General features: G+C 63.4%; 24 protein-coding genes. 7 read left to right on the top strand and 17 right to left on the bottom strand.

The genetic code is table 11. The features are described 5' to 3' along the window. Window positions 1-9: 9 nt before the first annotated feature. The 9 genes from kdpA to J5X93_RS08405 form a co-directional block, all read right to left on the bottom strand. The gene (gene kdpA, locus J5X93_RS08445) at window positions 10-1,704 is read right to left on the bottom strand and encodes a potassium-transporting ATPase subunit KdpA (RefSeq protein ID WP_102081767.1); all 1,695 of its coding nucleotides are present in this window, start codon (window positions 1,702-1,704) and stop codon (window positions 10-12) included. A gap of 9 nt (window positions 1,705-1,713) precedes the next feature. Then, window positions 1,714-1,803 (bottom strand): K(+)-transporting ATPase subunit F, encoded by a 90-nt coding sequence (gene kdpF, locus J5X93_RS08440; RefSeq protein WP_043211358.1) that lies wholly within the window; start codon window positions 1,801-1,803, stop codon window positions 1,714-1,716. 183 nt (window positions 1,804-1,986) lie between these two features. Beyond that, window positions 1,987-3,039, bottom strand: coding sequence for an AI-2E family transporter (locus J5X93_RS08435; RefSeq protein ID WP_070574169.1), 1,053 nt, complete (start codon window positions 3,037-3,039; stop codon window positions 1,987-1,989). Between the two features lie 12 nt (window positions 3,040-3,051). Further along, a complete protein-coding gene (locus J5X93_RS08430) occupies window positions 3,052-3,834 on the bottom strand; it encodes a DUF4892 domain-containing protein (RefSeq protein ID WP_043211363.1) in 783 nt (260 codons plus the stop codon). A gap of 109 nt (window positions 3,835-3,943) precedes the next feature. Further along, window positions 3,944-4,798, bottom strand: coding sequence for an alpha/beta fold hydrolase (locus J5X93_RS08425; protein WP_182941404.1), 855 nt, complete (start codon window positions 4,796-4,798; stop codon window positions 3,944-3,946). Next, window positions 4,795-5,583 (bottom strand): alpha/beta fold hydrolase, encoded by a 789-nt coding sequence (locus J5X93_RS08420; protein WP_043211368.1) that lies wholly within the window; start codon window positions 5,581-5,583, stop codon window positions 4,795-4,797. Before J5X93_RS08420 ends, J5X93_RS08425 begins: the two co-directional genes overlap by 4 nt. Window positions 5,584-5,746: 163 nt before the next feature. Beyond that, entirely contained in the window at window positions 5,747-6,205 is a 459-nt protein-coding gene (gene sixA, locus J5X93_RS08415; protein WP_090345899.1) for a phosphohistidine phosphatase SixA, read from the bottom strand. Next, the gene (locus J5X93_RS08410; protein WP_043211372.1) at window positions 6,202-6,549 is read right to left on the bottom strand and encodes a DUF4389 domain-containing protein; all 348 of its coding nucleotides are present in this window, start codon (window positions 6,547-6,549) and stop codon (window positions 6,202-6,204) included. Before J5X93_RS08410 ends, sixA begins: the two co-directional genes overlap by 4 nt. A 15-nt stretch (window positions 6,550-6,564) precedes the next feature. Then, window positions 6,565-7,590 (bottom strand): NAD(P)H-dependent glycerol-3-phosphate dehydrogenase, encoded by a 1,026-nt coding sequence (locus J5X93_RS08405; protein WP_043211374.1) that lies wholly within the window; start codon window positions 7,588-7,590, stop codon window positions 6,565-6,567. A gap of 137 nt (window positions 7,591-7,727) precedes the next feature. Here J5X93_RS08405 and J5X93_RS08400 point away from each other — a divergent pair, with 137 nt between their 5' ends. The 5 genes from J5X93_RS08400 to fabB all read left to right on the top strand — a co-directional run bounded on the left by J5X93_RS08400 (window position 7,728) and on the right by fabB (window position 14,724). Further along, the gene (locus tag J5X93_RS08400) at window positions 7,728-9,872 is read left to right on the top strand and encodes a TonB-dependent receptor plug domain-containing protein (protein WP_182941405.1); all 2,145 of its coding nucleotides are present in this window, start codon (window positions 7,728-7,730) and stop codon (window positions 9,870-9,872) included. Beyond that, on the top strand, window positions 9,872-10,762 hold the full coding sequence (locus J5X93_RS08395; RefSeq protein WP_102081765.1) for an ABC transporter substrate-binding protein: 891 nt from the start codon (window positions 9,872-9,874) through the stop codon (window positions 10,760-10,762). The genes J5X93_RS08400 and J5X93_RS08395 overlap by 1 nt, the downstream gene beginning before the upstream one ends. Beyond that, window positions 10,759-12,684 carry an ATP-binding protein gene (locus tag J5X93_RS08390; protein WP_182941407.1) on the top strand — a complete coding sequence of 642 codons (1,926 nt, stop codon included), beginning with the start codon at window positions 10,759-10,761 and terminating at the stop codon, window positions 12,682-12,684. The genes J5X93_RS08395 and J5X93_RS08390 overlap by 4 nt, the downstream gene beginning before the upstream one ends. Window positions 12,685-12,976: 292 nt before the next feature. Further along, complete coding sequence (gene fabA / locus J5X93_RS08385; RefSeq protein WP_043211383.1) at window positions 12,977-13,492, top strand: 3-hydroxyacyl-[acyl-carrier-protein] dehydratase FabA; 516 nt, start codon at window positions 12,977-12,979, stop codon at window positions 13,490-13,492. 11 nt (window positions 13,493-13,503) lie between these two features. Continuing rightward, complete coding sequence (gene fabB / locus J5X93_RS08380) at window positions 13,504-14,724, top strand: beta-ketoacyl-ACP synthase I (RefSeq protein ID WP_043211385.1); 1,221 nt, start codon at window positions 13,504-13,506, stop codon at window positions 14,722-14,724. 93 nt (window positions 14,725-14,817) lie between these two features. Here the strand turns inward: fabB and J5X93_RS08375 are convergent, their stop codons facing one another. Together J5X93_RS08375 and J5X93_RS08370 are read right to left on the bottom strand one after the other, a co-directional pair. Continuing rightward, complete coding sequence (locus tag J5X93_RS08375) at window positions 14,818-16,443, bottom strand: methyl-accepting chemotaxis protein (RefSeq protein WP_182818386.1); 1,626 nt, start codon at window positions 16,441-16,443, stop codon at window positions 14,818-14,820. A gap of 109 nt (window positions 16,444-16,552) precedes the next feature. Beyond that, a complete protein-coding gene (locus J5X93_RS08370) occupies window positions 16,553-17,560 on the bottom strand; it encodes an amidohydrolase family protein (protein WP_043211390.1) in 1,008 nt (335 codons plus the stop codon). Between the two features lie 116 nt (window positions 17,561-17,676). On the opposite strand from J5X93_RS08370, the gene J5X93_RS08365 reads away from it, so the two are divergent. Next, a complete protein-coding gene (locus J5X93_RS08365) occupies window positions 17,677-18,540 on the top strand; it encodes a pirin family protein (RefSeq protein ID WP_182941409.1) in 864 nt (287 codons plus the stop codon). A 122-nt stretch (window positions 18,541-18,662) separates the two neighbouring features. On the opposite strand, the gene J5X93_RS08360 is transcribed toward J5X93_RS08365, so the two are convergent. The 4 genes from J5X93_RS08360 to J5X93_RS08345 all read right to left on the bottom strand — a co-directional run bounded on the left by J5X93_RS08360 (window position 18,663) and on the right by J5X93_RS08345 (window position 22,378). Next, the gene (locus J5X93_RS08360; RefSeq protein WP_043211395.1) at window positions 18,663-19,388 is read right to left on the bottom strand and encodes a dienelactone hydrolase family protein; all 726 of its coding nucleotides are present in this window, start codon (window positions 19,386-19,388) and stop codon (window positions 18,663-18,665) included. A 55-nt stretch (window positions 19,389-19,443) separates the two neighbouring features. Continuing rightward, window positions 19,444-21,351 carry a molecular chaperone HtpG gene (gene htpG, locus J5X93_RS08355; protein WP_182941411.1) on the bottom strand — a complete coding sequence of 636 codons (1,908 nt, stop codon included), beginning with the start codon at window positions 21,349-21,351 and terminating at the stop codon, window positions 19,444-19,446. Between the two features lie 95 nt (window positions 21,352-21,446). Continuing rightward, a complete protein-coding gene (locus J5X93_RS08350; RefSeq protein ID WP_090345916.1) occupies window positions 21,447-21,905 on the bottom strand; it encodes a PaaI family thioesterase in 459 nt (152 codons plus the stop codon). Further along, a complete protein-coding gene (locus J5X93_RS08345; RefSeq protein ID WP_043211400.1) occupies window positions 21,902-22,378 on the bottom strand; it encodes a PaaI family thioesterase in 477 nt (158 codons plus the stop codon). Before J5X93_RS08345 ends, J5X93_RS08350 begins: the two co-directional genes overlap by 4 nt. Window positions 22,379-22,536: 158 nt before the next feature. Here J5X93_RS08345 and J5X93_RS08340 point away from each other — a divergent pair, with 158 nt between their 5' ends. Further along, window positions 22,537-22,758 (top strand): hypothetical protein, encoded by a 222-nt coding sequence (locus tag J5X93_RS08340; protein ID WP_043211402.1) that lies wholly within the window; start codon window positions 22,537-22,539, stop codon window positions 22,756-22,758. A gap of 61 nt (window positions 22,759-22,819) precedes the next feature. On the opposite strand, the gene J5X93_RS08335 is transcribed toward J5X93_RS08340, so the two are convergent. Together J5X93_RS08335 and brnQ are read right to left on the bottom strand one after the other, a co-directional pair. Further along, window positions 22,820-23,569 carry a DUF599 domain-containing protein gene (locus tag J5X93_RS08335; protein WP_182941413.1) on the bottom strand — a complete coding sequence of 250 codons (750 nt, stop codon included), beginning with the start codon at window positions 23,567-23,569 and terminating at the stop codon, window positions 22,820-22,822. 195 nt (window positions 23,570-23,764) lie between these two features. Beyond that, window positions 23,765-25,078, bottom strand: a complete 1,314-nt coding sequence (gene brnQ, locus J5X93_RS08330; RefSeq protein ID WP_043211407.1) for a branched-chain amino acid transport system II carrier protein — start codon at window positions 25,076-25,078, stop codon at window positions 23,765-23,767. Between the last annotated feature and the right edge of the window lie 62 nt (window positions 25,079-25,140).

The following is a 25,140-nucleotide window of genomic DNA, read 5'->3' as shown; positions in this document are numbered from 1 at the left end:
GGGAGGTCCTCAGAAGCCCAGGCTCAGGTGTTCGGCAATCGGCCCGAGGGCCAAGGTCGGCAGGAAAGTCAGGCCACCGACCAGCACAATGGTCACCAGCAGCAGGACCACGAACAGCGGGCCATGGGTGGGGAAGCTGTTCAGCCCCTGGGGCGCGCTCTTCTTCGCTGCCAGGCTGCCAGCCAGGGCGAGCACCGGCAGGATGTAGCCGAAGCGGCCGATAAGCATGGCCAGGCCGATCATCAGGTTGTGGTACGGCGTGTTGGCACCGAAACCGGCGAACGCCGAACCGTTGTTGGCGGTGCCGGAGGTATAGGCATAAAGCAGTTGGCTGAAGCCGTGGGCACCGGGATTGGTCACGGCACTGGCAGGCCCGGGGAGGCTCGCGGTGATGGCGCCGAGCACCAGCACACCCACCGGCATCACCAGCAAGGTCGCCACCAGCAGTTGCACCTCCCGCGCCTGGAGCTTCTTGCCCAAGTACTCTGGCGTGCGACCGATCATCAGGCCCGCCAGGAACACGGCGATCAGCACGAACAGCAACATGCCGTAAAGGCCTGCGCCGACGCCGCCGAAGATCACCTCGCCGACCATCATATTGACCATGGCCACCATGCCCGTGAGCGGGTTGAGGCTGTCATGCATGGCATTGACCGAACCGTTCGAGGCGGCGGTGGTGGTCACGCTCCATAGCACCGAGGCGGTGGTGCCGAAGCGGCTTTCCTTGCCTTCGAGCGGCGCGGTCTGTTGTACCTGGGCGCTTTCCAAGGCAGGGTTGGGCTGTTGCTCGGACCATAGCGCCGTAGCGCCGCCGATCAGGAACAGGCCCAGCATGCAGGCGAGGATCGCCCGGCTCTGGCGCAAGTCTTTGACGTAATGGCCGAAGGTGAACACCAGCGCTGCCGGAATGAGGATGATCGATGCCACCTCGAACAGATTGCTCCAGGCTGTGGGGTTCTCGAACGGGTGCGCCGAGTTGACGCCGAAAAAGCCGCCGCCGTTGGTGCCCAGTTGCTTGATGGCGATCTGGCTGGCGGCCGGGCCAAGGGGAAGTGCCTGGTCGCTGCCTTGCAAGGTCAGTGCGTGGGCGTAGTCGGCGAAGGTTTGCGGCACGCCCTGCCACACCAGCAGTAGTGCCAGCACCAGGCACAGTGGCAGCAGCACGTAGAGGGTGGCGCGGGTCAAGTCGACCCAGAAATTGCCTAACGTGGTGGTGGAGCGACGGGCAATCCCTCGGCACAGGGCGACCAGCACGGCAAGACCGGTGGCGGCGCTCACGAAGTTCTGCACAGTCAGGCCGATCATCTGGCTCAGGTAGCTGACCGACGCTTCACCGCTGTAGGCCTGCCAGTTGGTGTTGGTCATGAAACTGACTGCAGTGTTGAACGCCAGCGTCCATTCCTGCCCCGGCAGCTGCTGCGGGTTCAGCGGCAGATACCCCTGGAGCAGGAGCACGGTGAACAGCAATACGAAGCCGACCAGGTTGAAGGCCAGCAAGGCCAGGGTGTATTGCTTCCAGTTCTGCTCCTGCTCGGCGCGTACACCGGCCAGGCGGTAGCAACCGTGCTCCAGCGGGCCGAGCACCGGTGTCAGCCAGGTGCGCTGCCCTTCCATCACCTTGAAGCAAAAGCGCCCGAGCCAAGGTGCTGGCAGCAGCACGATGGCGAAGAACGCCAACAGCAATAGGTAGTCGTAACTGTGCATGGCCGCCCCTTAACTGCGATCGGCGCGCAGCAGCGCCACCAGCAGGTACATCGCCAACGCCACTGCCAGCAGCAGTGACACCCCGTCCAGCATGTTCATGTGCGCATCTCCCTTGGTACGGCGCATGGGCCGCTTTAGGGAAATTGTCCGAGGGAGGGGCGTAAAGGGACGAGATGGGGGGTGGGGTCAGGGCATAAAGAGTGCGTAAAGATCAGCCTTTTCGGCAGCCGCCATCGTCGCGGGTACCCCGCAAGGATGGCGGCATGGAGAGCCTTGGCCTGACTACCGCTGGGGTGTCTGCTGCCCCGCGTTACGGCTCCAGTCCAGCAGCAGGCTATAGCCCACCGCCAGCAAGGTCGGCCCGATGAACAGGCCGATGAAGCCAAAGGCGATCAGCCCGCCGAACACCCCGAGCAGCACGATCACCAACGGCAGGTTGCCACCGCGGCTGATCAAGTACGGCTTGAGGACGTTGTCGACGCCGCTGATGATGAAGGTGCCCCACAGGCCGAGGAACACCGCCATGCCGTACTCACCCTTCCACACCAGCCAGCCGGTGGCAGGTATCCAGGCCAGCGGCGGCCCCATGGGAATCAGGCTGAGCATGAAGGTCACCAGCCCCAGCACGATGGCGCCCGGCACACCGGCGATCAGGAAGCCGATCAAAGCCAGCAAGCCTTGGGCCGCGGCAGTGCCGATCACGCCGTTGACCACGCGCTGCACGGTGCCAGCCACCAGGTCCAGGTAATACTCGGCGCGTTCCCCCATCAACCGCTGCAACAGGCGCAGCACGAAGGCCGCCAGGCGCGGCCCGTCACGGTAGAAGAAGAACACGAACACCAGGCTCAGGGTCAGCTCCAACGCGCCGCTGCCAATCTGCGCACTGCGCGCCAGAAGCCAGTTGCCGACCTGCCCCAGGTGCGGCTTGACCGAGGCCAGCAAGGCCGCGCCCTGTTGATCCATGGAATCCCACCAGCGCACCAGTCGCTCCCCCACCAGGGGGATGCTGCCCAGCCAGTCGGGGGCGTCGGGCAAGCCGTCGACCTGCACGTCCCGGATGAACGCGGTGGCATCACGGATGTGGTCGGCCAGATTGAAGCCGAGCCACACCAGCGGCAAGGCCACCACCAGGATCCACACGGCGGTCAGTAGGCTCGCGGCGAGCGTTTCGCGCCCGCCCAGCACGCGGGTGAGCAAGCGCATCAGCGGCCAACTGGCGAAGGCCAGGATGGCGCCCCAGAGCAATGCCGAAATGAAAGGCGCCATCACCCACAACCCGGCCCCGAGCAGGGCCAGCAGCAGGATCTGGATCAGCAGGCGGTCATTGTTGGGCATGGAGGGACTCATTCAACGGATCAGCTCAAGGTGCAGGCCATCGGTGGGTGCCGTCCCGACTTCCAGGCGGGTACTGCGCACGCCGGCGTTTACCAGTTGCTCGCGCCAGGCTTCGGCCTGGGCGCCGCTGAGGCTGGCGCGCAGGGTGCTGTCCAGGTTCAGGCTGCGCCCGAGCAAGGCCACCCAGGTGGGCTGCGGTGCGGCAAGGTCAGGGTAGTCCAGCTTGCCGGTGTCGCGCAGTTCGCGCAGCACCGTGGCTGGTGTCGGCAACAGCTCGCCCAGAGGCTGGTCGGCCACGAACTCCTCGACATGCAGGTAGGCGCGGCGATTGCCACGGGTGACGCTGTAGAGCGAGACCAAGGTGTCGGCCTCTTCGGCGGAGCGGCGCAGGAGGATGAACGCCTGTTGCTCGTCACCACCATTGAGGCGGGCATTGGCGAATACTTCGTTGGCCCACAGGCTGGCTTCGCCGCAATCGCGGCCCTGGCACCAGAACAGCGGATAGCCCCCCTCGCGCTGCAAGGCCTCGCGGGCACTGGTGAAGGCCTCGCGGGCAGTCCGTTCGACAGGGAGCTCATAGGTGACGGAACTGACCTGACCGCGGCTTTCGACTTTTTCGTCCACCCTCAGGCGGCCGCTGATCTTGCGTAAAGGGCCCATGGGATAGACCCGCTCCTGCTCCACGGCCGGACGCTGGTCGACCACTTTGGCATCCACCGGCACGGGCAGGCTGCCGGCCCACGACAAGGGGCTGGCCAAGCCCAGGCAAACGGCGATCAGTGTGCGCGTGATCATCGGCCACCTGTCACGCACAGGGCGCCGATGGGGTAATCCAGGATGTCTGGCATGTGCATGGTTGTCTCCGTGTTCAACCCGCCAAGCCTCGACACTTGTCCTGTGCAAGTCAAGAAAAGCCGAAGAAGCGATTGAAACAGTCTGCAACAAGGGTTGCGCCCGGTTCGTCATTCAAATGCAGGTGATGGCCACCGGGCAGCGTGACCTGCTCAAAGGGTAGCTGCTCCAGCAAGGCTGTGTGCTGCGCGAGCATGCCATCGGCCGCCACCACCAGGCAGGCCGGGCACGCGACCCGATGCACGAAGGCCATGGCCTGCGCCTCGTTCAGGCGTATCGGTGATGGCAAGGTCAGGCGGCTGTCGCTGCGCCAGCTGTAGCCGCCCGGCACCGGCATCAGGCCACGCTGGGCCAGCAGCTCGGCGGCTTCGCGGCTGACCGCGACCATGCCTTTCATGCGCGCCTGCACGCCATCTTCAAGGGTCGCGTACACCGACTTGTGCTTGCCATCCAAGCGCAGTTGCGCCTGCAGCGCCATGCCCAGGCGTTCGGCGGCGTCCTGCTCGCGGGCCGTGGGCGGGATCACGCCGTCGATCAACGCCAGGTGGCTGATGCGATCGGGCAAGGCTCCCGCCAGCTGCACGCTGATGATTGCGCCCAACGAGTGTCCGAGCAGACCAAAGCGCTTCCAGCCCAGTTGCTCGGCCACCCGCAGCACATCGTGGGCGTAGTCGGCCAAAGCGTAGCCGGCGCCGACAGGGCGATGCTCGGAATAGCCATGCCCGGCCAGGTCCAGGGCGACTACGCGCAGCCCGTCGAGGCGCGGCGCCAGGCGGGCGAAGCTGTTGGCGTTGTCTAGCCAGCCATGCAAGGCGATCACCGGCAGACCGTCATCCGGCCCGAACAGGTGCGCCGCCAGCTCGATATGGCCGAGGCTCAGACGGATCTCTTCGACATGCGTGCTCATGCTCGACTCCAGCGATCGAACAGGCCCTTGATCAAGTGCGCTGTATCCCCCGGCCGCTCCAGCGGGAACATGTGCCCACCGGGCAGGCTGTGGTATTCGCCCCGGGGAATGCCGCGCACCGCCAGGGCATGGTGGCGGCGGATCACCCGGCTCTGGTCGCCACGCACCACCGCCAGCGGTACCTGCAGCTGGCGCGCTGGCGCCGGGCTGACGTGGGGGATACTGCGGTAGATGTCGATCTCGGTCGTGGGGTCGAAGCGCAGGCGCAAGCCCTCCTGGGTGGCTTGCAGGCCGTGCTCCAGATACGCCTCCAGGCAATCGGGGTCGAAGTGGCGGAACAACGTCTTGCCGGCGAAGTAGGCCCGTGCGCTGTCACGGTCGGGGAATGCCTCGCGACGCCCCAGGGTTCGCCCGGCCGGGGTGATGCGGTCGATGAAGCCCAGGCGCTTGGCCGCGCGGATCATCCACTGGTCGGCGCGGGTCAGCACAGGCGAATCGAGCATTACCACGCCTCGGTAGTACTGCGGGCAACGTAGCGCGGCATGCAGGTGCAGAAGGCCACCCAGGGAATGGCCGACGCCCCAGACCGGCTGCCCCTGCTGGGCCAGGTGGTGAAGCAACTCATCGACCAGGTTCTGCCAGTTGTCGTTGACCGGGAATCGCGGGTCGTGGGCATGTTGCGCCAGGTGCTGGACCTGGTAGTCCGGCGCCAGGGCGGCGAACAACTTGCCGTAGGTGGCCGAAGGGAAGCCATTGGCGTGGGCGAAGAAGATCTGCTGCGACATGGCGGCCTGGTCTGAATGGGAAGTGATGGCCCATTGTCGGCATGGCGTGCTGGGGCGGCAACGTTCGGAAAGGTCATCGCTGAGGGCGATCCGGACATGCCTGGCATGTGTGTCGCCTTCTTCGCGCGTGAACCCGCGAAGAAGGCACCGTCAACAGCCAGGGTCAGCCGGCGTGATACAGCCCCTGCAAGGTCATCAACCCAGCCAGCGGCCAGTCCCCTTCCAGCTCAGCCAGGCTCGCTGTGCTCAGCGGCGCCGGTTGTTGGCCATGGCCGTGTTCGAGCATGCCTACCAAGGTGCCGACCAAGGGTTGGTGACTCACCAGCAGCACGTGCTCCAGGCCCAGTTGGTCCAGCTCGCCGATCACCTGCCCGACATCGCTGTCGGGGGTGAGCCAAGGCACGGTACGCACCGGCTCATCCAAGCCCAAGGCGTCGTGCACCAGAGCGGCTGTCTGCTGGGCTCGAACGTACGGGCTGGCGATGATCGCCTGCAGCGGTTGGCCCAACAGGCGCGCGGCACTACGCAGCACCTGCTCGCGACCATGGTTGGTCAGGCGCCGCTCGGCGTCGGTGTTGGCGCGTGGCTCGGCCTCGCCGTGGCGCAGCACCCAGACCTTCACAGCTTGGGCTCCTGATCACGCACCGGATGAGGCGCCGAGGCAACTTCGTGAGGCACTTCGCCTTCAGGGGCGCGAGGGGTCGGCCAGTCGGCGAACGGCCAGGGCTTCTGGTCGCTGTGGAAGGTGCCAAAGCGGCCGATCTGCGCCAGGAACTGGCTCAGGCTGTCGCCGAAATTCATCAGGCTACCGCTGGGCGCGCCATAGACCAGGCGGTAGATCAGCTGGACCAGCACCAGGCCACCCAGCAACAGTTGCGCCATGTGCCAGACCAAGAGGAACACCAGCATCCACAGTACCCGCAGGATGATCGATTCGCGCTGGGCGCGGTTGGCTGTGTCGTTCATGCATGTGCTCCGGGATCAATTGAAACCGCTGATGGAAATGAAATCGACGTCGGTCTTGGGCTCGGCGCGCATCAGGTGCTCGATCACCTGGTTCAGCGTACGCCCCTCGAAGAGGATCGCGTGCAGGCCAGCCACCAGCGGCATGTACACCTGTACCTCCTGGGCCTTGGCCTTGAGTACCTTGAGGGTGTTGACCCCTTCGGCCACCTCGCCCAGGCGACTCACCGCCTGCTCCAGGCTCAGACCCTGGCCCAGGGCATGGCCGACCTGATAGTTGCGGCTCTTGGGCGAGGAGCAGGTGACGATCAAGTCGCCAACCCCGGCCAGGCCCAGGAAAGTCATGGGGTTGGCGCCCTGGCTCACGGCGAAGCGGGTCATCTCGGCCAGCGCGCGGGTGATCAGCATGCTCTTGGTGTTCTCGCCCATGCCCAGGGCGACGGCCATGCCGGCAATGATGGCGTAGACGTTCTTCAACGCGCCGCCGAGTTCGACGCCGAAGCGGTCGGCGCTGGCGTAGACGCGGAAGGTGCGGCCATGCAACACCGCCTGCACACGTTGGCAGAGGGCTTCGTCCTCACTGGCGACCACGGTGGCGGTCAGGGCGTGTTCGGCGATCTCGCGGGCCAGGTTCGGCCCCGACAGCACGCCGATGCGGGCCTCGGGCGCGATCTCTTCGAGGATCTGGCTCATCAGCTTGAAACTTTGCGCCTCGATGCCCTTGGTCAGGCTGACCAGACCCTTGCCGCGCAACAGTTCGGCATGGGGCGCCAGCACGCTGCGCAAGGCGCTGGAAGGTAGCGCGACGAAGATCAGGTCGCAGGCCTGCAACGTGGCCAGCAGGTCGTTGACAGGTTCCACCCCGTCCTGCAGGCGAATGCCTTTGAGGTAGCGAGGATTCTCGCGATTGACGCGCATGGCCTCGGCCTGCTCGGGGTCACGCATCCATTGCCGGACCGGCACGCCGTTTTCGGCCAGCAAGTTCGCCACGGCGGTGCCGAAGCTGCCGCCCCCAAGAACTGCAACAGGTTGCTGTTCAGTCATATCCAATCCGTTAAAGCCAATAAGTTAAGTTGGCGACCGGGGCATTATACGGCGCGCATGCGACAGAGCCAGTGGCAGTGCCCAGCCCTGCGTATGGATATCAAATCGCACTGGCAAAACCCAAGCGGTCAGTTAACATGCCTGTTTCATCTCTGAAACAAGGCCGTACCGTGTTCCCTGGCACGCCACCTTACCCTCGCCTGCTGTTGCTGACTGCCCTCTTGGGCGGCCCGGCCCTGGCCGATGACATGTTCCTCGACAACCAGGACCTGCCGCAGGTTCTGACCGCGACACGCCTGAAACAATCCCCGGCCGCCGTACCTGGCAGCATGACGGTGCTCGACAGCGAACTGATCCGCGCCAGCGGCGCACGCGACATTCCCGAGCTGATGCGCCTGGTACCCGGCATGATGGTGGGCTACGTCGCCGGCAACCAGCCGACCGTCAACTACCATGGCAGCAACGTCAACGACGCGCGGCGCATGCAAGTGCTGATCGATGGCCGCTCGGTGTATCGCGCAGGCCTTGCCACGGTGGACTGGAGCGACATCCCGCTGGCCATCGAGGACATCGACCGGATCGAGGTATTCCGCGGCCCCAACACCGTGAGTTACGGGGCCAACGCCTTGATGGCCGTGGTCAACATCCTCACCCGCAACCCCGCCGACAGCCATGGCACCCGCGTGAAGGTGACCCGCGGCCAGGACGGCATCAACGATTACTACGCCAGCCAGGGCTTCGGCTGGGAAGGCGGCGACATGCGCCTGTCGCTGTCCGGCATGCAGGATGATGGCTTCGACGAGGACCAGTTCGGCAACGACTACCGCGACAGCCGCCGCCTCAACCGCTTCAACCTCAGCGCCAGCCACAACCTGGCGGTCAACCAGACCCTTGAATGGCAACTGGCGGCCAAGGAAGGGAGCAATCAGCGGCCCTATACCTATCAGCCGGTGTTTCCCTTCGTGACCGCCCGAGGCGACAACGCCGACGTCAATGCCAAGGACTATGCGGGCTCGATGCGCTGGAACATCGATTTCAATCCCGAACACAGCCTGTATATCCAGGGCTCGGCCCAGCACTTCGACCGGCAACAGGTCTGGCTGGCCTGCGATGCGGCCATCGCCTTCAGCCCGGAGCTGACGCGGCTCTGGCAGATCAACCCGGACTATGCCGAGCAAGTGGCACGCAACGCCAACAACCCGCCCCCCAGCAGCGACCCCGTGCAGAACGCCCTGCGCGACCAGATCGCCAGCCAATGGGCCAATGGTGGTCGTGAAGTGGTTTGCGGCGATGTGGATCAAAGCACTCGGGAAACCCGCTTCGATCTCGAGGTCCAGGACACCCTGAGCCTGACCGACAACCTGCGTCTGCTCAGCGGAATGAACTACCGTTATGATCGCGCCGACTCGCAGACCTACTTCAACGGCAGCCTGGACGACCAGACCTGGCGCCTGTTCGGTCAACTGGAGTGGCGCGCCGACGAGCACTGGATTCTCCAGGGTGGCGCGATGTTCGAGGACTCGCGCCTGTCGGGCAGCTCGCTCACCCCGCGCATGGCGGTCAACTACCTGATCACCCCGCGTCACGGTTTGCGCGCGGTGTACTCCGAGGCGGTGCGCTCGCCGGACATGTTCGAGAACAACGTCAACTGGAGCTACACGGTCAACAACCTGACCCCCAACGTGTATGGGTTGCAGCACGGCGAATACTTCGTCAAGACCCGCGGCCCTGGCGACCTCGAACAAGAGCGCATGCGCTCGCGGGAGCTGGGCTACAACGGCAATTTCAGCGACATCGATTTGAACATGGATGTGAAGTTGTTCTATGACGAGATCACCGGAATGATCAGCGAGCCGTTGCGCAACAACCAGTACATCGCCAGCAACGCCAACAAGGCCCGCTTCAGCGGCAGCGAAGCGCAGCTGGACTGGCGCCCTACCCTGCGTGACCGACTGCGCCTGACCTACGCCTACGTCGATGCCTGGGCCAGCAACCCCAGCGACCGACGCCTGAGCGCGCGCAACAGTGGCTCGGCCGGCTGGATGCGCGAATGGGGCCAGGGCTGGTCCAGCGCCCTGTTCTACTACGGTGACGACGCACTCAACCAGTACCGCTACGAACGCCTCGACCTGCGCGTGGCCAAACGCTTTCGCATCCAGGGCAGCAATCTTGAGCTGGCCGCGCTCTGGCAGCAGCGCCTGGACGACGAGCCGGTCACCGTGCCGCAGAACCGCTACGACAGCCGTCACCGCTTGAGCGTGAGCGCGGAGCTGGAGTTCTGATGGCCTTGTTGCTGCGCCTGTTGCTGTTCTGCCTGTGGCCTTTGGGCGCGGTATCAGCCAGCGAGATTCTGTTGGTAGGCGCCAGCGACCAACCAGGCGTACGTAGCTTCGTCTCCGCCCTGGAAGCGCGCCGTCCCAACGACCAGGTGCATTTCAAGACCGTCGACGCCCTGCCCAAGCCAGGGCAGTTGAAGGCTGATGTGCGCCTGGTGCTGCTCGACAGCGCAGCATTCGAATGGCGCCTGGGCGAGGCCGCTGGCCCTCCGGCGCTGGCCTTGCGGGTCAGCCGGGTACAGGCGGAACAACGCCTGGGAAAGTCGCGTCCCGCCTACCTGTGCCTGTTGTGGAGCGATCCACCGCCTGGTCGGCAATTGCGCCTGACGCGCTACTTGTTGCCACAGGCGCGACGAATCGGTGTGCTGTACGGCGAACATAGCCGCTTCATGCTTGACGAACTGCGCCTGGCCGCCCGCCCGCTGGGCCTTGAGATCGTCGCACAGGACTGGCCGGACCCGCGCGACAGCCGCCCGCTGCAACACCTGCTGAGCAACAGCGATGTCCTGCTGGGGATCGACGACCCCGACCTGTACAACTCCAAGACCGCCAAGAACGTCCTGCTGAGCAGCTATGGCCGGCAGATGGCGCTGATCGGTCCCAACGCAGGTTTTGTCCGCGCCGGGGCGCTGGCCAGCACCTTCAGCGACCAGGACGACTGGCTAGCGGTGCTCGACCAATTGCTCGACCGCTCGCCCACCAGTTGGCCGCGCAGCCACTACCCCACGCACTATGGGGTCAGCGGCAACCAGCAAGTGGCTCGCGCCCTGGGGCTGGAGCCGATCGACCCCAAGGCCGCCGCCGTGGTCCTGGCCGAAGGAGAGCCCACCCCATGAGCAACCGCCTGAGCTGGGACATCCACACCCGCACCCAGATCATCAGCCTGGGCCCCGCCCTGTTGCTGACCCTGCTGCTGATCAGCTTCTTCACCTTCGTGCGTCTGCAGGACCTGCGCCAGGAGCTCAACCATACCGGGCAACTGATCGCCAACCAGTTGGCTCCCGCCTCCGAATATGGCGTGATTTCCGGCAACAATGAGGTACTCGAAAGCCTCATGCGCGCGACCCTGAGCATTCCGCACGTACGCTTTCTCGAGGTGCAGGACAGCCGCAACCACATCCTGGTGTACGTCGAGCAGAACGGCGAGAACGTCAACCGTGCCCAGCGCGTGGAAGTGTTCCAGGCGCCGATCCGCCTGCAGCAGATCCGCCTGGACAACGACTTCTTGCAACAGGGCAACGCGCCTGCTCCCAGCATTGGCGATGACTATCTGGGGCGGGTGATCGTGGGCATGTCCGACGATGCCTTCAGCCAGCGCCAGCAGGAAATCGTGATAAAGGCCGGCATCCTGGCCCTGTTCGCCTTGCTGTTCACCTTCCTGCTCGCCCGCCGCCTGGCCATGAGCCTGGCCAAGCCGATCAGCGACATGGGCCATGCGGTCAAGGCCATCCAGAAGGGCGAGTTCCAGACCCAAGTGCCGGAAGTCGACGACAGCGAGCTGGGGCACCTGGCCCGACACATCAACAACCTGGCTAGTGCCCTGGAGAAAGCCAGCACCGAGCAGAAGCAGGCCATGGCGCAGATGATTCAGGCGCGTGAGGAGGCCGAGCAAGCCAACCGGACCAAATCGGAGTTCCTGGCGATGATGAGCCATGAACTGCGCACCCCCATGAACGGTGTCCTGGGCATGCTGCAACTGCTCGAGACCACCCCGCTGACCAGCGAGCAGGCTGACTACACCGCCGTGGCCAGCGAATCCACCGGGCATCTGCTCAAGGTGATCAACGACATCCTTGACTTCTCGCGGATCGAGCGCACCACGCTGGAACTCGAACACATCGCCTTCAACCTGGGCGAGCTGATCAGCAGCAGCGTTCAGTCGTTCCAGCACAGCGCCCAGCAGCGCGGGCTGGGCCTGCATTTGCAGCTCCCCCAAGGCATCGACCAGTTGCAGGTCACAGGCGATCCGACACGGATCCGCCAGATATTGCTGAACCTGATCGGCAACGCCTTGAAATTCACCGAACACGGCCAAGTGGAAGTGGAGGCCCGCTGGCGGGCCCTGGATGCCCAACAGGTGTGGTTCACCTGCGCGGTGCGTGACACCGGCATCGGCATCGACAGCGACCGCCTGGAGATGATGTTCGTGGCCTTCCAGCAGGCCGACAGCTCGATTTCCCGTCGCTATGGCGGCACAGGCCTTGGCCTGGCGATCGCACGGACCCTCGCCGAGCGCATGGGCGGGCAGTTGCGCGGCGAAAGCCGCGAAGGGCTGGGCTCGACCTTCACCCTGGAAATGCCTTTGGCCCTGGCCAGCGCCACGGCGACCTTGCTGCCGGCCCAGGACGTCGAAGGCCAAGCGGCCTGGGAAGGCGGGCAGATCCTGCTGGTAGAAGACAACCCGGTCAACCAGAGCGTCATCGAGGCCATGCTGCGCAGCCTGGGCTTCGAAGTCGTCACCGCCCTCGATGGTCTTCAGGCCGTCGAGCAGGTGCGTGAACAACGCTTCGCCGCCGTGCTGATGGACTGCCGCCTGCCCGTTGTGGACGGCTACGAGGCCACTCGGCGCATCCGCCTGCTGCCCAACGGCGCGCAGGTGCCGATCATCGCCCTCACGGCCAACGCGCTGCAGGGCGATCGCGAGCGATGCCTGGCAGCGGGGATGAACGACTACCTGAGCAAGCCTTTCAAACGAACGGAACTGCAGCAGGTGCTGCAACGCTGGTTATCCGGACGGACAGCCGCGACTGGCGATTAACGCCGAAATGCGGCAGTCTAGGGAGATGGAGGCCAGAACGCGGCTTGTCCGGTGTCGGTGACGGGTCGCCCGACGACGCAAAGCAACCGAATTAACCGCCGTGGCCACTAGACAGGACCTGCATAGGCCCTGAAAATAAGCGTTTCAGTGCACACCTGTACTTCTTTGCCAGGTGCGCTGTGACTTTCACCACAACGCAATAGTCTACCTGTAGGCTGCCGTCTCGGACTCAACCGCCGAGCCGGCCGGGAAGATTCAGCCCCAGCCGCACGGGGATTATTGAGGAGCTCGCATGACCAAACAAAACGCCTTTACTCGGGAAGATTTGCTGCGCTGCAGTCGCGGTGAGCTGTTCGGCCCAGGTAATGCGCAACTGCCCGCCCCGAACATGCTGATGGTCGATCGCATCACCCATATCAGCGCCGAAGGCGGCAAGTACGGCAAAGGTGAATTGGTCGCCGAGCTGGATATCAATCCGGACCTGTGGTTCTTCGCCTGCCACTTCGAGGGCGACCCCGTCATGCCAGGCTGCCTGGGCCTGGATGCCATGTGGCAACTGGTCGGTTTCTTCCTTGGCTGGCAGGGTCTGCCAGGCCGCGGCCGCGCCTTGGGCTCGGGCGAAGTGAAATTCTTCGGCCAGGTACTGCCTTCGGCCCAGAAAGTCACCTACAACATTCATATCAAGCGCGTCCTGAAGGGCAAGCTGAACATGGCCATCGCCGATGGCTCGGTCAGCGTCGACGGCCGCGAGATCTACACCGCCGAAGGCCTGCGGGTCGGCGTGTTCACCTCCACTGACAATTTCTAAGGGTTATTCGCATGCGCCGCGTCGTTATCACTGGTCTGGGCATCGTATCGTGCCTGGGCAATGACAAAGCTACCGTCACCGAAAACCTGCGCAACAGCCGTCCGGGTATCCGTTACAACCCGGAATACAAGGAAATGGGGCTGCGTAGCCAGGTTTCCGGTTCCATCGACCTCAACCTCGAAGAGCTGATCGACCGCAAGGTCTACCGCTTCGTCGGCCATGCCGCTGCCTACGCCTACCTGGCCATGCAGGACGCGATCAAGGACGCCGGTCTGACCGAGGAGCAAGTCTCCAACCCGCGTACCGGCCTGGTTGCAGGTTCCGGCGGCGCCTCCACCCTGAACCAGATGGAAGCCCTGGATACCCTGCGCGAGAAAGGCGTCAAGCGCGTCGGCCCGTACCGCGTCACCCGCACCATGGGCAGCACGGTATCGGCGTGCCTGGCCACCCCGTTCAAGATCAAGGGCATCAACTACTCGATCTCGTCGGCATGCGCCACCTCCGCACACTGCATCGGCACCGCCCTGGAGCAGATCCAGTGGGGCAAGCAGGACATCGTCTTCGCCGGCGGCGGTGAAGAAGAGCACTGGAGCCAGTCGTTCCTGTTCGATGCCATGGGCGCCCTGTCGACCAAGCGCAACGAAACCCCTGAACTGGCCTCGCGAGCCTATGACGCTGACCGCGATGGCTTCGTCATCGCCGGTGGTGGCGGCATGGTCGTGGTCGAGGAGCTGGAACACGCCCTGGCCCGTGGCGCCAAGATCTATGCCGAAATCGTCGGCTACGGCGCAACTTCCGACGGCTACGACATGGTTGCCCCGAGCGGCGAAGGCGCGATCCGCTGCATGCAGCAGGCGCTGGCCACCGTCGACACCCCGATCGACTACCTCAACACCCACGGCACCTCGACTCCGGTCGGTGACGTCGCCGAGATCAAAGGTGTACGTGAAGTGTTCGGCGACAAGGCTCCGAAGATCAGCTCGACCAAGAGCCTGTCCGGCCACTCCCTGGGTGCCGCAGGCGTACACGAGGCGATCTACTGCCTGCTGATGATGGAAAACAACTTCATCGCCGGCTCCGCCAATATCGACGAGCTGGACCCGGAGGTCGCCGACCTGCCGATCCTGCGCCAGACCGAAGAAAACGCCAAGATCGACACGGTCATGAGCAACAGCTTCGGCTTCGGTGGCACCAACGCCACCCTGGTGCTCAAGCGCTGGACTGGCAAGTAACAGCCTGACCTCGCTGCAACGAAAACGCCCCGACTGGTTCGGGGCGTTTTCGTTTGGCTGCAAGAACAGAGCGAGGGCCTTGCCCTTGCTGGGCTACACCGAAAACCTGTGCACCAGTGCGTTCAGATCCACCGCCAGCTGCGACAAGGCCTGGCTCGCCGCCGAGGTCTGCTCGGCCCCCGCCGAGGACTGGTGCGCCAGGTCGCGGATGGTGGTCAGGTTGCGATCCACTTCTCGGGCCACCTGAGCCTGCTCTTCCGATGCACTGGCGATCACCAGGTTGCGTTCGTTGATCCGCGCTATGGCCGCCGTGATCGCCTCCAACGCCTCGCCCGCGGCATGGGCACCCTCGAGGGTCGAACGCGCCCGCTCATTGCTTTGTTGCATGCCGTGCACGGCACGTTCGGTGCCGGCCTGGATGGCAACGATCATCTGCTCGATCTCGCGGGTAGACGTCTGTGTGCGGTGGGCCAACGCCCTTACCTCATCAGCCACCACCGCAAAGCCACGCCCCGCCTCTCCCGCCCGCGCCGCCTCGATAGCGGCATTGAGCGCCAACAGGTTGGTCTGTTCAGCAATAGCACCTATCACATCCAGCACCTTGCTGATGTCCTGAACCTGCTGGGCCAGCTGCCCGACCTCATCGGCATTGTCGGCCACGCCCGCCGCCAGGGACTCGATGGCATGCACGGTCGCCTGCACCTGTTCACGCCCCTGGCGGGCGATACGGTCGGACTCGCGGGAGGCTTCTGACGTCGCTACCGCATTGCTCGCCACCTCCTCCACTGCCGAGGTCATCTGGTTGACGGCCGTCGCCGCCTGTTCGATTTCCTGGCTCTGTTGCTGCAACCCTCGGGTAGCGTCCTCGGTAACCGCACTGAGCTGCTCGGAAGCTGAAGCCAATTGTCCCGCCGAATCGGAAATTCGTCCGATGGTGTCACGCAGGCTCTGCTGCATGACCTTGAGCGCCGCCTGCAAGCGCGCAGGCTCGTCCTCGCCCTGCACAGTGATCTGCGGCGTCAGGTCGCCCTTGGCGACCGTCTCGGCCACCTGTAACGACTGCCCCAGCGGCCGCACGATACTGCGTGTCAGGGCCAGCGCCAGGACCACGGTCATGGTCACCGCCACCAGTAACAATCCCCACACCCAGACCTTGGCCCCTGCGTAGACCGCCTCGGCAAGATCCGTGGCGCGATCGGCATGGTGGATGTTCAGCTCGATCAGTTCGTTGAGGGTCGCGGTCATCTGGTCAGCGAACTGGTTCATCTCGCCGTTGACCAAGGTCGCGGCCGCATCGGTGCGCCCTTCGCCCGCCAGTTGCATTACCTGGCCCTGCAGGTCCAGGTATTGGCGTTCAAGCCCTTGGTAGCGAGTGAGCAGCGTGTGCTCTTCCGGCAACACGATCAGCGCCTTATAACGCTGCTGGACTTCGTTCAAGCCGGCTTTGAGTTCTTCGATACGCGCACGGTTCTGCTGTTGTGCCGCCGGCGCCGGGTCGATCAGCAGGCGCAAGGTCAGGGCGCGGATTCGCAACATGTCCTGAGTCATGCGCCCGACCGAAATGACACTGGGCAACCAGTTGTCGTCCACCTGCTCGGCTTGCTGGCGCATCTGTGTCATCTGTTGGAGAGAAAAGCCCCCGAGCAGGGCGACCAGCAAAGCCATCAGGCCAAAGCCAAGCCCCGCACGGGGGGCGATATTCAAACGTCTCAGACTCATGTACAGCTCCCTCTGCCACGTTGTCGTTGTTATAGACACTATCGGGGAGGGGCCGAATTTGCTTAAGACGAAAAGGCAATATCAAAGGGCCAGAATCAAGCGGCACGCATTATTTTGGTGCACCCGGTAGCACTGACAGAAAATTCGTGTGCGCCACACGGTTGGCCACTTCGACCGGCAGCGCATCGAGGAAGGCATCAAAACCGTGCATCTGCTCGCCGATTCCGGAAAAGCGCCCGACCACATCCGAACCGAGCATGAAACGCCCCGGGAACCGCTCGACCAGCTTGACCCATGCCTCGTGCGGCTTGCCCTGCCCGTCCAGCAAGTAAGGCTCGCGCATGCTCCAAGAGAGATCGATATACAGGTTCGGGTAGTCTTCGAGCAGCCGGGTGAGCACTGGCAGGAGGAAGTTCATCTGTGTCTGATGCCGATGGATTTCCGCGCTGGTACCGGCATGGGCCCAGATGAAGCGGGTGTGTGGATGGTTACGCAGTGGCTCTTCGATCTCCGCCAGGTAAAGCGGGTTGCGCTCGCGCTTGGAGGTGATGTTGGAATGGATGAGCACCGGCAAGTCACGCTCGGCCGCCAAGTGATAGATCCGCGTCATGGCCTCATTGTTGGCCCTGGGCGTATCGCCACTGGTGAGCGCAGTCAGATCGTCATGACGGGTGAACACCTCGCCAATGCCCTGCCAAAGCCCTGGGTACAGCTCAAGCATGCGCTCGATGTGGCTGACGGCATTCTTGTCCACCGGATTGAAGCCGCTGAGAAATGGATGCAAACGTCGGCGCTGCTGCGGCGGCAACTGCTGCACCGCGGCGGCGACGTAGACATCGGTGGCGCTGTACCAGTAGGCGTCCGCATCATCACCGGCGTAGTAGCGCGGGCGCTTGGGCTCATCTTCATGCCACTTCTTGGCCACGGGAATACCCGCGATCATGGACTGCTCGACCCCAGCCTCGTCCATGGCCTTGAACAGCGCAGCCATGCCCTCGCTCTCCTGGAAGAAGTCGACGTAATGCAGGTGGGCATCACTGTAGCGGTAATCCCGCGCCTGCACCGTCAGGCACAGGACGGTGGACAACAGCAGGCAGGCCAGCGCTCTGGCGATCATGGTGGTCTTTCCTCTGCGGCTTGGAGAAGAGTAGACCCGAGCCTGCGCAAGGCGGTTCAGCCCGCTTCGCTGAACCGCTATGCTTGAGGCATCCGTCGCCCGCCTGGAGCCCTGTCATGAGCCGCCCCTTGGTCATTCACCCGCGCGCCGAATCGGTAGAGGGCCAACCGATCCTGCGCCCACTGCCATCGGCCCAGTGTCGCAGCGTGGGTCCTTTCGTGTTCTTCGACCACATGCTCGATACACGCTATGCCCCCGGCAGCGGCATGGACATCCGCCAACACCCGCATATCGGCCTGTCGACCCTGACGTATTTGTTCGAAGGCGAAATCCTGCACAAGGACAGCCTGGGCTCCGAACAGCGCGTCCTGCCCGGCGATGTCAGCTGGATGACTGCAGGTAGCGGCGTCGCTCACGTCGAGCGCACTCCCGCCGATGCCTTGAGCAGGGGTTCGCGCCTGCATGGCCTACAGGTATGGCTGGCTTCGCCCCGCGAGAATGAGCAAGAGCCGCCCAGCTACAGCCATCATCCGGCCGATAGCCTGCCGGTCAGCGACAATCTGGGCGTAAGCATCCGCATGATCGCAGGCCAAGGGTTTTGTCTTGAATCCCCAGTGCCGGTGCTCTCCCCTACCCTGTATGCCCTGGTGCAAATGCAGGCGGCCACCACGCTCAACGTGCCCCTCGAACATGCTGAGCGTGCCCTCTACCTGCTCGATGGCGAGCTGCTGCTGGGCGAGGACGAGGTCGAGCCATGCAACCTGCTGGTACTGCCCGAAGGCGAAGAGGTGACGCTGTATGCACAAAGCGAGTGCCAGCTGGTGCTGATCGGTGGCGCGCCGCTGGATGGGCCACGGCGGATGAACTGGAACTTCGTGGCCAGCGATCCGGAACTGATCGAACAGGCCCGGGCGCGCTGGGCTGCGGGGGATTGGCCGACAGTGCCGGGGGAAACGTCGCGGATCGAATTGCCGCGTTGAGAGGGCCGCCATGTGGTCAACGCAGGCCTCGCAAGGACCCAAGGGGCTTGTGGCGTTGTAGCGCGGCAGATCCGTGGGCGCTGGCGTAGCCTGCGATGGGCTGCCGCGCAGCCCTTGCCCGGTCAGCGCTGGAACACTTCGTCCAGCAGATTGTGCATGGCACGGAACGCACGCTCGCTGGTACGGCGGTCGTATTGCATCTTGCCGGGCACGTTGGCGGACGGGTCGGTGAACGAGTGCACCGCACCGCCATAACTGAGCAATTGCCAGTCGACCTTGGCCGCGTTCATCTCCTCCTCGAACGCCGGCAACTGCTCCTTTGGCACCAGCGGGTCGGAAGCACCGTGCAACACCAGCACAGAGCCTTTGATGCGCTGGGCATCGGCCGGGTTCGGCGTATCCAGCGTCCCGTGGAACGACACTGCCGCCCGTAGGTCGGCGCCGGTACGGGCCAGCTCCAAGGCGCAACAACCACCGAAACAGAAGCCAAAGGTCGCCACCTTGCCCGGCTCCAGCAATGCCTTGGACTGCCCGAGCAATTGTGCCAAGGCTTCCTGCATGCGCTTGCGCAGTTCGCCACGGTCATTCTTGAGCGGCATCATCGCCGCGCCCGCCTCGTCGGCATTGGATGGACGAACCGATTGTCCGTAAAGGTCAGCGACCAGCACCACATACCCCTGGCTGGCCACTTCCTTGGCAATCCGTTCGGCGCCTTCGCCGACGCCCATCCAGTTCGGCGCCATCACCAGGCCCGGCTGGGGCAGCGCGCCCGGCTCATAGACCAGGCGGCTCTCGTAGGCCTTGCCCGCATGGTGATAGACCAGCGATTCGACGATTACCTTGCTCATCAAACTCCTCCTTGCACCATGAAAAAAGCCCGCCGAAGCGGGCTTTGCCTTCAACTCAAGCAGACAATTCGACCAACAGCTTGTTCAGGCGACGAACGTACGCCGCCGGATCCTTCAAGCTGTCACCTGCTGCCAGCGCAGCCTGGTCGAACAGGATGTGGGAAAGCTCCGCAAAGCGGTCCTCGCTCTGTTCGTTATCCAGCTTCTCGATCAGCGGGTGGCTCGGGTTGAATTCGAAGATCGGCTTGGAGTCCGGCACCTTCTGACCACTGGCCTCGAGGATCTGGCGCATCTGCAGGCCCAGGTCCTGCTCGCCGATGGCAAGGATCGCCGGCGAGTCGGTCAGACGGTGCGAGACACGCACTTCGGCGACACTCTCACCCAGGGCGGTCTTCAGGCGCTCGACCAGGCCTTCCTTCTCCTTGGCGACTTCTTCCTGGGCCTTCTTGTCTTCCTCGGAGTCCAGCTTGCCCAAGTCCAGGTCGCCACGGGCGACATCGACAAAGGCCTTGCCGTCGAACTCATTGAGGTAGCTCATCAGCCACTCGTCGATGCGGTCAGTCAGCAGCAGAACCTCGATGCCTTTCTTGCGGAAGACTTCCAAGTGCGGACTGTTCTTGACCTGTGCGTAGGACTCGCCGGTCAGGTAGTAGATCTTGTCCTGGCCTTCCTTGGCGCGGGCCAGGTAGTCCGCCAGCGCAACGCTCTGCTCGCCGCTTTCGTCGGCGGTCGAGGCAAAGCGCAGCAGGCCGGCAATCTTCTCCTTGTTGGCGAAGTCTTCGGCCGGGCCTTCCTTCATCACCTGACCGAAGTTCTTCCAGAAGCTCTTGTACTGTTCAGGCTCGTTCTTCGCCAGTTTCTCCAGCATGTCCAGCACGCGCTTGGTCAACGCCGACTTCATCGAGTCGATGATCGGGTCCTTCTGCAGGATCTCGCGCGAGACGTTCAGCGACAGGTCGTTGGAGTCGACCACGCCCTTGATAAAGCGCAGGTACAGCGGCAGGAACGACTCGGCCTGGTCCATGATGAATACGCGCTGCACATACAGCTTCAGGCCGCGCGGCGCTTCGCGCTGGTACAGGTCGAACGGTGCGCGGGCCGGCACGTACAGCAGCGAGTTGTACTCCAGCTTGCCTTCGACCTTGTTGTGGCTCCAGGCCAGCGGGTTCTCGAAGTCATGGCCGATGTGCTTGTAGAACTCCTGGTACTCCTCGTCCTTGATCTCGGTACGCGGACGGGTCCACAGGGCGCTTGCGCGGTTGACGGTTTCCCATTCCTGGGCAGGCTTTTCTTCGCCTTCGGCGGTCTCGACGTGCTGCTTGGGCAGTTCGATCGGCAGAGCAATATGGTCGGAGTATTTCTTGACGATGTTGCGCAGGCGCCAACCATCGGCGAACTCTTCTTCGCCCTTCTTCAAGTGCAGGACAATACGGGTACCGCGTTGCGGCTTGTCGAGCGTGGCGACTTCGAACTCGCCTTCACCCTTGGACGACCAGTGGACACCCTCGGCGGCAGGAAGACCTGCGCGACGGCTGTAGACATCGACCTTGTCGGCGACGATGAACGCCGAATAGAAGCCGACGCCGAACTGGCCGATCAGGTGCGAGTCCTTCTTCTGGTCACCGGTCAAGTTCTTCATGAAGTCGGCAGTGCCGGACTTGGCGATGGTGCCCAGGTGCATGATGACGTCTTCACGGCTCATGCCGATACCGTTGTCCTCGAGGGTCACGGTGCCGGCGTCCTTGTCGAAGCTAACGCGGATCTTCAGCTCGGCGTCGCCTTCGAGCAGCTCTGGCTTGGCCAGCGCTTCGAAACGCAGCTTGTCGGCGGCGTCGGAGGCGTTGGAAATCAGCTCACGCAGGAAGATCTCCTTGTTCGAATACAAGGAATGGATCATGAGGTGCAGCAGTTGCTTTACCTCGGTCTGGAAGCCCAGGGTTTCTTTTTGAGTTTCCACACTCATGGTCTTCAAAACTCCGATCTGTTGGCGGTGGCCGCCTGGCGCCCCTCGAAGGGCTGCGTTGGCGACGGATGTCCAGCAGATGGGGGCTGGCCTGACTATTTCAAGGGCTTTTCCGGTTCAATCTTGAAATGAGCACGCGCGGTAGCGATCGGTGAGTCGGGGTCGGCCTGCCAGGCGGTGATGGCGACGTTGGTCACCCGACGCCCCTGGCGCCAGAGCTGACAACGCGCGAACGTGTCGCGATAGTGCCCAGCCCGCAGGTAATCGATGGAGAAATCGATGATCTTGGGAATGCTGGCGCTCTCACTGTAGATCAGTAGGTAAAGGGCCGCGGAGAGCTCCATGAAGCCTGCGATCACCCCGCCATGGATCGCGGGCAGCAAGGGATTGCCAATGTTGTCCTGGTTCGCCGGCAGACGAAACAGTAAGTCATCACCCTGGCGCTCGCACTCGATGCCGATGAGTCCGGCGTAGGGAATCAGCCTCAGCAAAGGCTGGTAATTGCCGACGGCGTGGGCTTCGTTGAGCTGGAGACGAACATCAGCAGGAATCATGACCTCTCCTCCTTGAGGCTGTTGCCGAAGCGGATGCCGCCCTTGACCTCCTGCCCCAGACGCATGAAGGTGCCGACCACATGACAAATCGGGCGTGACGGATCGTCCTGGTAGGCAGTGCCGCGGGTAAAGATCACGTCGCGAGTCACCCGGTAGCACTGCGCATGGCCGTGAATATCCTTGCCTGCCTCGGCCGGGTGCATGTAGTCGATGCGAAGGTCCAACGTCGGGCAGACCTCGAAGCGCGGCAGGGCGCACAAGGTGGCCATGCCACAGGTGGTGTCCATCAGCGTGGTCAGGGCTCCGCCGTGCACCGCGCCGGTCTGCGGATTGCCGACGATGGCCGCAGACCAAGGCAGCACCAGTGTCATGCCTTCGGCATCGGCGTGGTGGACTCGCATCCGCAATAACTGACAATGTTTCAATGCGGACAGAAAGCGTTCGGCCATGGCCCGCAGGTCTGTATCTGTCATGGGGCAACCTGTTTTTGTGAGGCTATTCACTCTGCACAAATCCGAGGAAAAGTCTATCTGGATCCACGCTATATATATCTGTAATCTTCGCGGAACTTATTCCACTTACTTGAGCTCGAATGGAACAAGTAAGTTATTCCACCAAGGAGAGACACCCCATGCGTAAACCTTTTGCTTTTGCCCTGATGCTGGCCGCTGCCATGGGCCTGGCCGCTTGCGACAAGGCGAGCGAAAACAAGGCTCCGGAAACCAAGACCGAGCAAGCCGCCCCTGAAGCTGCCCCCGCTACCCCGGCTCCAGAAGCCGCCCCTGCTACCCCAGCTCCGGAAGCCACTCCTGCTCCGGAAACCGCTCCAAGCGAAGAGCCGGCCAAGCAGTAAGCAGCACTTAAAAAAACCCGACACTGTCGGGTTTTTTTATGCCTGGCGTTCAGGGAAGGGGTCAGCTAGCCGGGCTGGCAGGCTCTTTGAGCCCCTCCCCGGCCACCGGCTCGGTGGGCGTGAATACCATTACCTCGAGCACATCGGAATGAAACTCCCGGCGATAGAGAATCAACACCACGCAGACACTGGTGACCATGAACAACCAAGGGCTGATGAACCAGGTCAGCATGGCCATTCCGAAGTAATACGAACGCAGCCCGAAGTTGAACTGGTTGGCTGCCAGTGATAATACCCGCGCCGCTCTAAATGCAAATGCCTTGCGCTCCAACTCACTGACTTGTCGCTCACCGATCATGGGCGCAGAACCCACCAGAACTGCGGCGAAGTTGTACTGGCGCATGCACCAACTAAAAGTGAAGAAGGCATAGACGAACACCATTGCCAGCCCCAGCAGCTTGATTTCCGACATGCCTTGGGACGCCTGCTGCACCAGAGGCAGGTCGGCCAGCAACGACAGCGCGCGGTCCGATGCCCCGAGCACGGTGAGGATACCGGCAAGGATGATCAGCGTACTGGAGGCGAAGAACGAGGCGTTGCGCTCCAGATTGCCGATCACGCTGGCATCGGCGATGCGGTTGTCACGCAACAACATGCGGCGCATCCAGTCCTCCCGGTACAAGTGCAGCACGCTGGCCAGGCACGCGGTGTCGCGCCCTTTCCAGATCGCATAACGGGTGTAGCCACCCCAACAGAGGGCGAACCAGCAGGCCGCAACCCAGTGGCTCAGATTGCTTTGAATGAAGCTCATGCAGGCTCCTGATCGTTCAAGTCCTGAGAATATTGAAGTCCGCTTTTCGACGCACGGCGGCCAGAAAAGACACGCTCTGGAAACAAAACGTAGCAACAAAAAACCCCGTATCCGAATGGACACGGGGTTGGCGTTTTGACCATCGGCTGGCGCCCTTTGGCTTGTGGCCGGCGCCAGCGCTCTGGCTTCAACGTATCAGGCCAGCGCCTCGCGGGGCTTGCCCAGCATGCGATCGCATGCAACGGCCAAGCCCAGGGTGATGACCGACGGCACCAGCCAGGCCAGGCCCTGATCGCTCAGCGGCAGATGGGCCATGGCGTCCGGCAGCATGTGCGCCAGGTTGCTGCCTTTGATGGCATCGACCATGCCGAACAGCAGCGACACCAGCATTACCGGCGCCAGGATGCGCACCGGCGAGTTCCAAAGCTCTTTGACGAAGCTCAGGCCCACCACAACGATGCAGGGCGGGTAGATGGCGGTCAGCACCGGGATCGAGAACAGGATCAGCTTGGTCAGGCCGAGGTTGGAGATCAGCAGCGAGAAGCCGGCCAGGATCACTACCAGTGCACGGTAGGACAGCGGCAGGATCTGGCTGAAGTACTCGGCACAGGCGCAGGTCAGGCCCACGGCGGTCACCAGGCATGCCAGTGCGATCAGCACCGCGAGGAAGCCACTGCCCAGCGAGCCGAAGGTGTGCTGCACGTAGGCATGCAGGACCGCAGCGCCGTTGGTCGCACCCATGGCGATGTCATGGCTGCCGGCACCCAATCGGAACAGGCTGATGTACACGAGCGCCAGGCCCACACCAGCGATCAGGCCAGCGATGATGGCGTAACGGGTGATCAGTTTCGGCGACTCCACACCGCGCGAACGGATGGCATTGACGATGACGATACCGAAGACCAGCGCACCCAGGGTGTCCATGGTCAGATAGCCATTGATGAAGCCCTGGGAGAACGGCGCGGCCACGTAGGCCGGCTGCGCCTCACCGATGGTGCCGGCCGGCAGCGCGAAGGCAGCGATGCCCAGCACGGCCAGGGCGATGATCTTCAACGGGGCCAGGAACCGGCCGACGGTATCGAGCAGCTTGCCCGGATACATCGACACGGCCAGCACCACGATGAAGTAGATCAGGCTATAGATGAACAGCGCCAGCGGGCTCTCACCCGTCAGCGGTGCCACACCGACCTCGAACGAGACCGTAGCTGTACGCGGGGTGGCGAACAACGGGCCCACCGACAGGTAGCACACGGCCGCCAGCAGGCCGCCGAAGAACTTGCCGATCGGGCTGCTCAGGGCGTCCATGCCGCCGCCGACCTTGGCCAGGGCAACCACGGTGATGACCGGCAGACCCACAGCGGTGACGAGGAAGCCAAGGGCTGCCATCCAGACATGTGGACCGGATTGCAAACCAACGATAGGCGGGAAGATGATGTTGCCCGCGCCGACGAAAAGCGCAAACGTCATAAAGCCAAGCGCCAGGATATCCTGGCCTTTCAACACTTTCATTTAGGGTAGTACCACACTGCTGAAATCGGGGTTCGAGAAGGGATTTCCCCAGGGGTATGGGA

It is taken from the genome of Pseudomonas sp. BYT-1, assembly GCF_023611805.1.
GTDB classification, from domain to species: Bacteria; Pseudomonadota; Gammaproteobacteria; order Pseudomonadales; family Pseudomonadaceae; genus Aquipseudomonas; species Aquipseudomonas guariconensis.
Note: the sequence above shows the minus strand (reverse complement) of the source record. Positions and strands in the feature narration are given on the sequence as shown.